Raw genomic sequence first — 10,965 nt, 5'->3', positions numbered from 1 at the left:
CCTCCGCTTTGGCCGGTGGGCAATGGCGTTCGTGCCTTCGAGAGGGCATGCGGTCGCCCCCGCGAGCGGGGGCGTCGTTTGCCGGGGATGAAGCTCGGTCTTCTAGCGCCCGTGGGGAAGTGGGGAGCGGGTAGCGACGAAGCCCCCCGGTTCCCAGGTGCCGGCGGGGGCAAAGCAGGCTCACTCGTCGGGGGGGGCGTACTTGGGCTGGATCGGCAGCTTCTCGATGGGCGCGGTCGCCAGGCGGTGCTGCGGCGCCCACGGGTAGTGGCGGCAGTCGTGGCGGCTGTAAAAGTCGATCACGTCCTCCCACTGACGAGGTTCTCCTTGATCGCGCGCGAGGTCTCGTCCGAGCCCATGTCGCACATCTCGATGTCCTCGGAGACCTCGTGGGAGGTGACGGCCATGTCGTCGTTGCCCACGGCCTTGGCCGGGAGCTGGCGGATCCAGCGGGCGCCGACCTTGGAGACCGCGAGGGTGCGCAGGTCGATGATCTCGGCGCTCTGGCGCCCGGAGCAGACCGAGACCTCCGCGGTCTCGCCCGGGTCGATGACCATGGCGTCGTAGTGGAACATGACCGGCGAGCGGCACTCGCCGACGGTCGCCTTGCGCACGCTCAGGCGGTAGGCCAGGGGCTGGTCGGTGGTGTTCTCGACCACGAGCATGGTGTGCTGGCCCTTGCTGCGGATGCCTCGGCGCTCGAGGTTGAGGGTCTCGACGCGGACCTTGAAGCTCAGCGCGCCGATGGTCTTGCGGCCGCCGGGGGCGATGACCACGGGCTTGCCGTGGGTGACGAGGTGCTCGAAGGTGTTGGGCGCGAGCAGCTCGTCGAGGCTCGGCGCGTCGACCTCGAGGGCGGTCGCGGTCGCGGTCGCGCGCTCGAGGTAGAGCGCTTGGAGCTCTTCGTCGGTGGGCATCGGCGCGGGCTCGTTGGCCTTGGCGAGGGCCTCGGCCTCGGCCTCGGCTTGGGCCTCCGCCTCCGCGCGCTCCGTCTTTACCGCGGCCTCTCGATTGCGCGCGTCGATCAGCTTCCACGCGCCGAAGCCCCCGACGACGAGGAGCAGCCCGCCAAACAGCACGGTGGCGGTGATCCCGGTCTTGCGCTCGACGGGCTGGCTGGAGGGCGCGTTTTGCCCGCCCTTTGCACCCTTCCCGCCCTTGCGTCCTCTCGGGGACTCGGCGAGCGCGACGTCGGGCGCGTTGGGATCCCAGTCGGGGTGATCGACGATGCGCGTGCTCGGGGGCAGGACAGCCCCTCCCTTGCGCTTGCCTGGCTTTTTGTTGGCGCTCTCGACCATTCCGCGTCGACTCTACCCCCGCTCGGCTAGGCGCAAAACCCTGGCACTGGGGCGAACAAAAAAACTTTGTCCGTTCTGAATGCGATCGCGGGGGGTCGATACTCCTTGGATGAGGCCCCGGAGGGCGCGAGCAACAAAGCCCGACGGAACCTCAAATGTCTTGGGACGGCGTCCCAGGGTAGCGTGGTGGCTAGAGGCCGCCGTCCATGGGGGACGGCGGCCTCGATTTTTTAATCGCGCTCTAGCAGTCGCCCACCCCGGCCGCGCCGGGACCCATGATCCACGAAAGCATCGTCCACGGACTCAGCTGGCGCTGAACCCGTGGGCGGCTGCCTTTCTCGGTAGGACATCCGAGAAGTCCTCACGACACCTCGCTTGGTCTTTTTCGCCGAGCTCTTTGTCGCCAAGACTTGCGGTGGGATCCACCACAGCGGCGTTTTGGCTCCGCGATCTCGACGAAAATCCACGGCGCGAGGAGCCGCGATGACTTCTCCGATGCCCTGCTAGCTCTAGCCGACGCACCAGGAGCAGGCTGCGCGAGTCCTCTCGGGGTGCGCGGCTGGGGCCTGAGAGGGCGCAATTCCTACCCGAGTCACCAAATGGAGAGGGGGTTCTCCGCGACGTTGGCAATCACACTGATTCCGGTCACAAATTTGATCATGACCTCGACTGCTCCCGACGCCGACTGGCAGGCCGTTTCGCTCCATTTGCAGCTCGTCAACATGGTCCGCGCGCGCATCGGCCAGCGCGCCCTCCCGCCCCGGGCGCCGGGTTACACCCCCGCGGACATCAAGGCGGACGCGGCCTTTTACGCGTCCTCGTGGAGCTGGGTGCGCCAGCGCGCTCAGGAGATGGGGCTGGGCTGATCGAGGACGATCCCGCCGACGCTCTCGCTGTTCCACTTGGCCCGCATGGCCTCGCGCACCGTCGCCATGTCGTCGAAGGCGAAGTGCCGATCGACGTGGGGGGTCAGCCGACCCTCGCGCACCCAGGCGAGGATTTGATCCAGGCGAGGCTTGCGGATGCTGGGGTCGCGGTGGGTGGCGATCGCCGTCGGGCACCCGAGCAGATCGAGGCTCTTCATCAGGATCAGGTTGGTGGGCACGACGTTGACCCGCGGGGCGCCGCGCTTGCCCTTGCCTCGGGCGACGTCGGGGGTCGCCGCCCAACCGACGATCAAGTAGCGCGCGCCGAAGCTGGCCGCGCGCATGCTGGGCACGGTGAGCGGCCCGCCGACGCCGTCGTAGACCACGTCGACGCCGCCCTTGACGATGGCCCTGACGCGATCGCGGAGGGTGTCGAGGCCCTGATCTCCCTCGCCCCCGCAGGGCAGCACGTGGTCGGCCCCCTGCGCGGCGACGGCCTCGAGCTTGGCCGGGCTGCGGCCGGTGGCGAGGACCGTGGCGCCGACGATCTTGGCGATGTGGACCGCGGCCAGGCCCGTGGCCCCGGACGCGCCGTTGATCAGCACGGTCTCGCCCGCGCGCAGCTGCCCGCGGGTGATCAGGCAGTGGTAGGCGGTCTCGTAGTTGCCCAGCAGGTTGCAGCCCTGGGCGAAGCTCCAGCCCGGGGGGAGGGGCAGGGCGGCCTCCTCGGGGGCGACGGCGTAGGAGGCGAAGCCGCCCCAGCGCTGGTAGGGCCCGAGCGAGCGGGGCCCGGCGATCAGCCCGTCGACGAGCACCGCGTCCCCGACGGCGCGCCCTCGGACCTCGGGGCCGACGGCGAGCACCTCCCCGGCGTACTCGAGCCCGGGCACGTAGGGGGGCTTGGCCATGTGCTGGTACTGGCCGGAGCTCATGATCAGATCGACCCAGCCGACCGCGCACGAGCGCACGCCGATGAGCAGGTCCTTGGGCCCGAGATCGCTCGGGTCGGGGGCGGGCTGGGGCTCGAGGACCATGTGCTCGTCGAGGGCCTCCATGGGCGACTCGCCGAAGGCTCGGACGACCACGCGCTTGCCGGTGGGCCACTGCGGGGCAGGCATCGGTGGAGCTTAGCAAGAGCGCGGGTCAGCCCGCGTCGCACACGGCCTGGGCGCAGTCGCAGATCGAGGGCGCGGGCGGATCGATGTTGATCGCGCACAGGCCGCTGCTGTCGAGCCAGCTAATGGCGAAGCCGTCCGCCGTGCAGCCCGGCGCCACGAACTCGTCGTCGTTGAACACCTCGAAGGCCGAGTAGAGGTCGGGCGCGTCGACGGGGCAGGCGCTCGCGCAGCCGATGGATCCGGGGACGACCCCGGCCATGCAGCGCATGGTCGGGGCCTCGACCGTGCAGCTGGCCTCGTCCGACACGCGGGTGACCTCGTTCCAGCCGCAGTGGACCTCGTAGCTGCCCCCGTCGAACTGGAGGGGATCCTGGGTCGGGCAGTCGGCCTCGCTGGTGAAGCTGGCGCAGGCCTCGACGAGGGCCTCGCGGCAGTCTCCAAAGTAGGGCGTGCTGACGTCGACGCACTCCGGCGGCAGCCAGCTCTCTTCACCCGTGGAGTCGGAGTCGGAGCCGGAGTCGGTATCGGAGTCGGAGTCGGAGCCGGAGTCGGAGCCGGAGTCGGAGTCGGAGTCGGTATCGGAGTCGGAGTCGGCTTTGGGATCGATGTCCGCGGTGTCGTCGGCGCATGCCGCCGTGGTCAGGGCGAGGGCGAGGAAGAGGGGGAAGGGGCGCACATGAGTGGGGTGACTTCCGTGCGGTGTTTCGATCACGAAGATCATCCTGGAGGCGGTGGAGCGGGTCCCGGCCGCCTCGGGGCGGGTTGCGAGCGCGTGCTCGCGCCGCAGCGGGCCTTGCACACGCGCAACTTCATGTGATCGCGTCCCCCCTGATAGGCTGGTCACCATGAGCTTCTCGGTGCTGGCCTGGAACGTGCGCAAATTCGGCGGCAAGCGGTCGAAGGTTCGGGTCGAGCGCGTCGCCGAGTTCATCCACAGCTTCGACGAGGGCCGCGGCCCGGACGTGTTCGGCCTGTTCGAGATTGAGCAGGGGAGGGTGGTCAACGCCCTCTACAACGACTTCCCCGACTACGACTTCTACATGACCGACGGGCCCCAGAGCCTCGAGATGGTCGTCGCGGCGCGCCACGGCGTGTTCGGCCAGGCCTCCTTCGTGGTCAAGCGCGAGTTCCGGGGCGCGCCGCACCTGCGCCCGGGGGCGATGCTCACCGTCAAGTACGGCAACTACCGCTACCCCTTGCTCTTCCTGCACATCGACAGCGGGCGCACCCCGGCGGACTTCGGCAACCGGACCGCGACCATCGCGAAGGTCTACTCCCTGGAGCGGGCGCTGACCAAGCAGGGCAACCCGCGGCTCATCGCCCTGGGCGACTTCAACACCATGGGCATGGCCTACCCCCGCGACAACCTCGACAACGAGCGGGTCAGCGAGGAGGAGGAGATCGCGATCATGGCCAAGCAGGCGCGGTCGGCCAAGATGATGCTCGCCGACAAGACCCACGCGCGGACCTGGCACAGCTCGAGCCGCTCCCAGTCGGCGGACCTCGACCACGTGCTGCACTCCAAGCACGTCGAGCTCGTCGAGCCCGTGCTCGTGCGCGGGTGGGTCGACATGCCCACGGTGGCCAAGCGCCGCCAGTGGATCGAGCGCTACTCGGACCACAGCGCGCTGTTTTTGAAGGTCAAGGGCAAGTAGCCCGAGCCTGAGTCGCCCTACTTGGTCTTGATCATCGCCAGCGGCGGCTTGATCAGCTTGACCTCGTAGCTCGAGCCCTGGACCACGTTGATCTTCCCCGCGGACTTCCAGTCGCCGCCGGGCTCGCGCAGCTGGATGGTGTAGCTGCCGACGGGCACGTTGATGACCTTCTTGGCTTTCAGGGTGGTCTTGACCTTGCCGATCTTGACCTCGACGCTGGGGTAGGCCGAGGAGACCAGGGTGACCTTGGCGCTGGGCCCGGTCTTTTTCTTCTTGGTCTTGGTCCCCGAGCCCTTGCCCCCGTTGGTGCCCTTGCGCTGGGGGCCGTTGGCGGCCTCGGCCTTGGCGGCGTCGTCGTCCTTGGACCCGCCGAGCTCGGCGACCTCTTCGTTGGGGGCGACGGCGGGCGCGACCTCGACGGGTTCTGGCGGCGCGGCCCCGTCGGCGGGGGCGTCCTCGATGATCTCGCCGGCCTCTTCGACGACCTCGGGAGGGGGCGTCTCGGCTGGCGCAGCGTCGGCCGAGCCCGCGGGCTCGTCGGGGACCTCGGCGTCGGCGGTGGCCTGGTCTTTGTCCTCGTCGTCGCCGTCGAACCACCCGAGCAGGGCCCCGGCGGCGATCAGGCCAAAGCCGAGGCCGACGAATACGAGCATGATGGGCAGGACGATGGTCAGCAGCGGGTTGCGATCGTCGTCGTCTTCGTCTGCCTCGGCCTCGCCGACGATCGGGTGGCCCTGGGAGGGGTGCCCCGACGCGGTCTGGGGGATCATCGGGTTGCTGGGATCGCGGTCGCCCATGGGCGTCTGGCCCGTGCCGGTGCGATCGTCGTGGGGGTGCCCGGCGTGCTGCTGCTGGGGCGCCCCCCAGCCGGGGGCGCCTGGGTGGCCCTGCTGCTGCTGTTGTTGTTGGCCCTCGGCCCACTGGTCGCCCCAGATCTCCGACTGGTGGAGCACCACGGTCCCGCCGAGGGGCTTGGGCTGCTCCGGCTCGGCCAGGCCCGTGCGCGGCGCCTCGGCGCCCACCGCCCAGCGCACGAGCTCCTCGAGCTCCATGCTCGCGTCGCGGTAGCGGGGGAACTTGCGCAGGCGCTGGAGGGCCCCGCGGGCGCTCGACAGGCGGTCTTCGATGCGCGCGGCGAGCAGGCCCCAGCGCAGCTGATCGAGCTCGAGCGGGATCTCGCGCGGGTCGATGGTCAGCGGCGGGTGGGTGCCCGAGAGGATCATGCCGTAGAGCTCGCCCTCGTCCGCGGCCGTCGAGCGGAACTTTTGTCCGTCGAGGAGCTCGTGGAGCACGGCCCCGACGGCGAACAGGTCGACCGTGGGCTCGCGGGAGTTGCCCTTGAGCTGCTCCGGCGGCATGTAGCGGAGCTTGCCTTTGACGAAGTGCCCGGTGGTCTGCTCCGTGGCGATGCGGGCCACGCCAAAGTCCATCAGCTTGACCTCGCCCGAGACCGACAACATCACGTTTTGCGGCGAGATGTCGCGGTGCACGATGGTCGCCCGCTGGCCTTGATGGGTGAGCTCGTGGGCGTAACGCAGGGCACGGAGGATCTCGCCGATGATGAACGAGATGACCTCGTCGGACAGGCGCTGGCCGTGCTCGCGCAGGCGCGAGGTGAGGTCGGCCAGATCGCAGCCGTCGATCCACTCCATGGCCATGTAGGCCGTGCCGTCGGCCTCTTCGCCGATGTCGAACACCTGCACGATGTTGGAGTTGGTCAGCAGCATGGACAGCCGCGCCTCCTCCATGAACATCTGCCGGTAGTCTGGCTTGCTCAGGTGGTGGGGCGCGAGCAGCTTGACGGCGACGCTCTTCGACGCGCCGCCGACGGCCACGCGTCGGCCCATCCAGACCTCGGCCATGCCGCCCGAGCCGAGCTTTTGGATGAGCTCGTAGGGTCCAACGCGCCTCACGCGCTGAGTTCACGCTCAATTGCGGCTGGTGTCAATCTGCGCGGACTACGGCAGGGTTGACTGAAGAGGCGCACAGGCGTGTTCCGGAGATCAGTCCGCTCGCCCACGACCCCCCGGCTTGGACTGGACCAGGGGATGGCGGGGCGGCTTTTGTGCGGCGGATGGCCCGAGGATTGTTGACGAGAGGCCCCTCGGGGGTCTAACCGAATCTAGACGTGTTCAAGTACGTGGCGATCTGCGCGGGCCTTCTGGGCATGGTCTCCTTCCTGCTCGTTGCCTGGTCACTGTGGTCTCGCGGGCAGAAGAAGAAGGCCCGCAAGTCGGCTCGAGGTGGCACCAACACGGGCGCGGTCCCGGTCCCCACGGGCGCCCACGCGGCCGCTTTGGCGCCCGGCCAAGGTGGCGAGGCGCGCACGATGATCGTCGACATGGGCCTGGACCCGGGCCCCGGCGAGTCGCAGCGCACGGCCTTCGTCGACATGGGCGAGATGAGCGGAGACGCCGCGGGGCCGGGAGAGTCGCAGCGCACGGCCTTCGTCGACATGAACGACTACGTCGACGAGGAGCTGGCGACGGCCTTCCTCAGCCCCGAAGACATCCCTGGCGGGGGCAGCGACGCGACGGTGGTCGACTCGGCCCCGGAGGGCTTCGACGACGAGCACGAGGGCGGGCCGACGGGCACGCTGATCCTCGATGACCTCGTCGAGGAGATGGCCGCGCCGCCGGCGAGCTCGGAGACGATGATCCTCGACGACCAGCCCGCCGGTGCGCCCGGGCCCGGGCTGCGGACGGTGGTGCGGGGATCGATGAACGCGGCGGCGGGGTCGCTTCCGAGCGCGCCCGCGATGGCGACGCCGCGGGCCCCGGCGATGGCGACACCGCGGGCTCCGGTGGCCGCGACGCCGCGGGCCCCGGCGATGGCGACACCGCGGGCTCCAGTGGCCGCGACGCCGCGGGCCCCGGCGATGGCGACACCGCGGGCTCCAGTGGCCGCGACGCCGCGGGCCCCGGCGATGGCGACACCGCGGATGCCGGCGACTCCGAAGCCGCGAGCGCCGGTGAGCCCGAAGCCGCGGATGCCGGTGGCTGCGAAGCCGAGCGCGCCGGCGACTCCAAAGCCGCGCTTGCCCGGGGTCGCAAAGCCGAGCGCCTCGGCGACTCCAAAGCCGCGGATGCCGGTGAGCCCGAAGCCGCGGATGCCCGTGGCCGCGAAGCCGAAGGCGCCCGTGGCCCCCAAGCCCTCGGGCTCGATCGTGCCCTCGATGTTCCGCGCCAAGCTGAGCGAGGGCTCAAAGCCCAAGGCCAAGCCCGGCGGCGAGCGGGTGGTCGTCCCGCCGAGCGCCGAGGCCGACCCGATCGACGACGCCGAATTCGACGCCTTCTCGGCCACGAGTGACGCCGAGGAAGACGGCTTCGACGACTACGAGGACGACATGGACGAGGACTTTGGGGCCGAGGGCGAGGACGAGTTCGACGGCCTCGACGGGGATGACGAGGACGACGACGATCCCTTCGCCGACGACGCCCCGGAGACCCTCCTGGTCCACCAGTCGGAGCTGCTCGAGGTCATGCAAAAAGCTCGGGCCGACAAAGAGGGCTCCGAGGCCGGCTGACGGTGAGGGCGGATGTTCGAGGCTGATCCCGATCTCGAGGTGCTGTACACGGCCTACCGCGAGGAGCTCGCGGCGGTGCTCGCCGAGCTCGAGCCGTGGTGGGCGACGCTGCGCGAGCGGACGCCTCGCAAGCAGCTGCGCCTGCGCTGGCCGTGCGGGCTGGCCAGCCACCCGCGGGTGCTGGGCGTCTACCAGACCCACCACCGCCGCGTCGTCGAGCACCTCGCCGGCCGTCGCCGGGGGCCGGTAGCGAGCGCGAACTTCCTCGACGACGCGGCCTGGGGGGTCGAGGCCGAGCCAGACCCGGAGACCCTCATCCCCGTGGAGCCCCACCGGCTGCTCATCGATCGCCTGCAGGTCGAGGCGCCCGAGCTCCACGCCGTGATGATCTACCTGCTGCTCTCGCCGCTGGGCGAAGAGCCCGAACCCAGCCCGGACGTGCGGAGCTTGCGGCCCGACCTCGACGACCCCCTGGGCTACCGACCTGCGCGCTTTCTCGTCGACACGATCCACGGGGTCGAGCGCGGCCGGGCGCGGCTGCTGGCGGCCCCGCGCGACCTCGAAGAGCCCGGGGCGGGGGCGGAGCCGAGCCCGACCAAGGTCAACCTGGCGACCTGCTCGGAGGTCCACGCCATGGCCCACGCCGCCTACCGCCGGGCCCTCGAGGCGGCGCTGGGCGAGGCCGAGACGTGGTGGCGGACGCAGCTGGTCGCGGCCGAGCTCAGCGGGCAGCGCAGCCCCGAGGAGGCCAAGGTCCAGTGCTTCGAGCGGCACCTGTGCGGCCCGGCGGCGAACCCCAAGCTCATCGGGGTGGTCCGGGCCTTTTGGCGGCTGTGCCTCGAGGTCAACGACATGCTGCCGAGCGACCAGGCCGTGCCCCCGGCGGAGTTCTTGCTCGGGTGGATCGACGACGAGCCGCGGGAGACCTGGGTGCAGATCCTCAGCGCGATGCCCTACTGGCCGATCACCCTCGACGCCGAAGGGGGCTGGCTGCCGTGAGCTTCCAGGCCCAGCTCGACAACCGCTCGCCCTTCGCGGCCGAGCTCCTGCCCATGCCCGACGGCGAGGGCGGCGAGCGCGTCCTGATCGTCGCCCGGGCGAGCTTCGCCTTCGCCCTCGACGGGACCCTCGAGCTCGCCGAGGAGCCCGAGCCCGTGCGCATGGCCGACGCCTTCACGGGCGCGCCGGGGCTGTCGAGCACGGCGGCCGAGCACGACCTGGCGCTGTTCAAGCCGCGCTGCGACCTGCTCGTGAACGCCGAGGCCCACGCGCCCTACGGCCAGCCGGCGACGGAGGTCGAGGTCGAGGTCCGGGTCGGCTCGCTGCTGCAAAAGCGCGCCGTGGTCCGCGGGGACCGGCGCTGGGTCGACGACCGGCCCAGCGAGGCGGCGCCCTTCGTGACGCTGCCGGTGACCTGGGAGCGGGCCTTCGGCGGCTCCGTGGGCACGGGCGAGGACCTGGTGGCCGAGCTGCGCAACCCCGTGGGCGTGGGCTTTCGAGGGGCGCGCTCGGCCGACGAGGAGGTCCCGACCTTGCTGCCCAACGTCGAGGCGCCGGGCGAGGGCCTGAGCGCCCCCCACCGCGCGAGCTCGAGCTCGACGCCGACCCCCGTGGGCTTCGGTCCGGTGGGCCGCGGCTGGCAGCCGCGCCTGCCCCTGGCGGGGACCTACGACGAGAGCTGGAAGCAGCGCCGCTGGCCGCTGCGGCCTCGGGACTACGACCCGCGCTGGGAGCAGGCCGCGCCCGAGGATCAGCAGCTCGACGACTACCCGGCGGGCGAGCGCGTGCAGCTGAGCAACCTCAGCCCCGGCGGCATCTGGATCTTCAACCTGCCCCACGTCGACCTGCCCGCGTACCTGCTCTACGACGAGATCGGCGATCTCAGGGGCGCGCGCCGATGCGAGCGCGTGGCGCTGCGCGTCGACACCGTCGAGATCGACGGCCCCGCGCGGACCCTGGGTCTGGTGGCCCGGGCGAGCGTGGCCGTGGAGCGCGGGCGCCCGCCGCTGCGCGACGTCGTCCTCGGCCATCCCACGCCGGGCTGGCTCCGGGCCAAGCGCTTCGGCAAGTGCTACCTCGACCGCGGCGGCCACGGCGGGACCGACCCCAAGCGCCCTTGTTTCTGGCTGTGATCCCATGAGCTTTCAACCCCTGGCCCTCGTCCACTCCGCCGCGCTGACCTCCGTGGGCCTCGACGCGGCCCAGAGCTGCGCGGCGATCCGGGCGGGGATCCGTCGGTTCACGGCGGTCGAGGAGCCGCTGCTGCTCGACGACGAGCCGCGCCTGGGCGCGCGCATCTCGGCCGCGCCTGGGCTGCGCCGCACCGAGGCCGAGTGGCTGCTCAACCTGAGCGCGCGGGCGGTCGCGGACTGCCTCGGGCTGCGTCCCGATCCGCGGCCGGGCGCGGGGGTGAGCGTCGAGGTGCTCGAGCGGGCCCAGGGCAGCGCGCTGCTGTGGATGGTGCCCGAGGCGCACCGGGCCCACGAGCTCAGCGCGCGCGAC

At 71.0% G+C, this 10,965-nt stretch carries 10 protein-coding genes and 1 pseudogene; 6 read left to right on the top strand and 5 right to left on the bottom strand.

The genetic code is table 11. From position 1 onward, the window contains the following. Positions 1 to 180: 180 nt before the first annotated feature. Positions 181 to 303, bottom strand: coding sequence for a hypothetical protein (locus PPSIR1_RS51010; protein ID WP_006977062.1), 123 nt, complete (start codon positions 301 to 303; stop codon positions 181 to 183). After that, entirely contained in the window at positions 300 to 1,298 is a 999-nt protein-coding gene (locus PPSIR1_RS40130) for a hypothetical protein (protein WP_006977061.1), read from the bottom strand. The genes PPSIR1_RS51010 and PPSIR1_RS40130 overlap by 4 nt, the downstream gene beginning before the upstream one ends. A gap of 659 nt (positions 1,299 to 1,957) precedes the next feature. On the opposite strand from PPSIR1_RS40130, the gene PPSIR1_RS40125 reads away from it, so the two are divergent. Further along, positions 1,958 to 2,164 (top strand): hypothetical protein, encoded by a 207-nt coding sequence (locus PPSIR1_RS40125; RefSeq protein WP_157596491.1) that lies wholly within the window; start codon positions 1,958 to 1,960, stop codon positions 2,162 to 2,164. On the opposite strand, the gene PPSIR1_RS40120 is transcribed toward PPSIR1_RS40125, so the two are convergent. After that, on the bottom strand, positions 2,143 to 3,282 hold the full coding sequence (locus PPSIR1_RS40120) for an NADPH:quinone oxidoreductase family protein (protein ID WP_006977059.1): 1,140 nt from the start codon (positions 3,280 to 3,282) through the stop codon (positions 2,143 to 2,145). The two genes, PPSIR1_RS40125 and PPSIR1_RS40120, sit on opposite strands and share 22 nt — an antisense overlap. A gap of 25 nt (positions 3,283 to 3,307) precedes the next feature. Beyond that, a complete protein-coding gene (locus tag PPSIR1_RS49865) occupies positions 3,308 to 3,958 on the bottom strand; it encodes a hypothetical protein (protein WP_006977058.1) in 651 nt (216 codons plus the stop codon). 169 nt (positions 3,959 to 4,127) lie between these two features. Here PPSIR1_RS49865 and PPSIR1_RS40110 point away from each other — a divergent pair, with 169 nt between their 5' ends. Further along, complete coding sequence (locus PPSIR1_RS40110; RefSeq protein WP_006977057.1) at positions 4,128 to 4,937, top strand: endonuclease/exonuclease/phosphatase family protein; 810 nt, start codon at positions 4,128 to 4,130, stop codon at positions 4,935 to 4,937. Positions 4,938 to 4,954: 17 nt separating this feature from the next. Here PPSIR1_RS40110 and PPSIR1_RS45315 read toward each other — a convergent pair whose 3' ends face one another. After that, positions 4,955 to 6,850: a serine/threonine protein kinase gene (locus PPSIR1_RS45315; RefSeq protein WP_006977056.1), complete on the bottom strand. Its 1,896-nt coding sequence runs from the start codon at positions 6,848 to 6,850 to the stop codon at positions 4,955 to 4,957. 215 nt (positions 6,851 to 7,065) lie between these two features. Between PPSIR1_RS45315 and PPSIR1_RS45310 the strand changes: the two genes are divergently transcribed. The 4 genes and pseudogenes from PPSIR1_RS45310 to PPSIR1_RS40075 all read left to right on the top strand — a co-directional run. Next, the gene (locus PPSIR1_RS45310) at positions 7,066 to 8,463 is read left to right on the top strand and encodes a hypothetical protein (RefSeq protein WP_006977055.1); all 1,398 of its coding nucleotides are present in this window, start codon (positions 7,066 to 7,068) and stop codon (positions 8,461 to 8,463) included. Positions 8,464 to 8,475: 12 nt separating this feature from the next. After that, a complete protein-coding gene (locus tag PPSIR1_RS40085) occupies positions 8,476 to 9,462 on the top strand; it encodes a hypothetical protein (RefSeq protein WP_006977054.1) in 987 nt (328 codons plus the stop codon). Further along, complete coding sequence (locus tag PPSIR1_RS40080) at positions 9,459 to 10,595, top strand: DUF2169 family type VI secretion system accessory protein (protein WP_006977053.1); 1,137 nt, start codon at positions 9,459 to 9,461, stop codon at positions 10,593 to 10,595. The genes PPSIR1_RS40085 and PPSIR1_RS40080 overlap by 4 nt, the downstream gene beginning before the upstream one ends. A 4-nt stretch (positions 10,596 to 10,599) precedes the next feature. Next, positions 10,600 to 10,965, top strand: a pseudogene (locus PPSIR1_RS40075) (hypothetical protein); the annotation flags it as partial.

This window comes from Plesiocystis pacifica SIR-1, from assembly GCF_000170895.1.
Classification (GTDB): domain Bacteria; phylum Myxococcota_A; class Polyangia; order Nannocystales; family Nannocystaceae; genus Plesiocystis; species Plesiocystis pacifica.
Note: the sequence above shows the minus strand (reverse complement) of the source record. Positions and strands in the feature narration are given on the sequence as shown.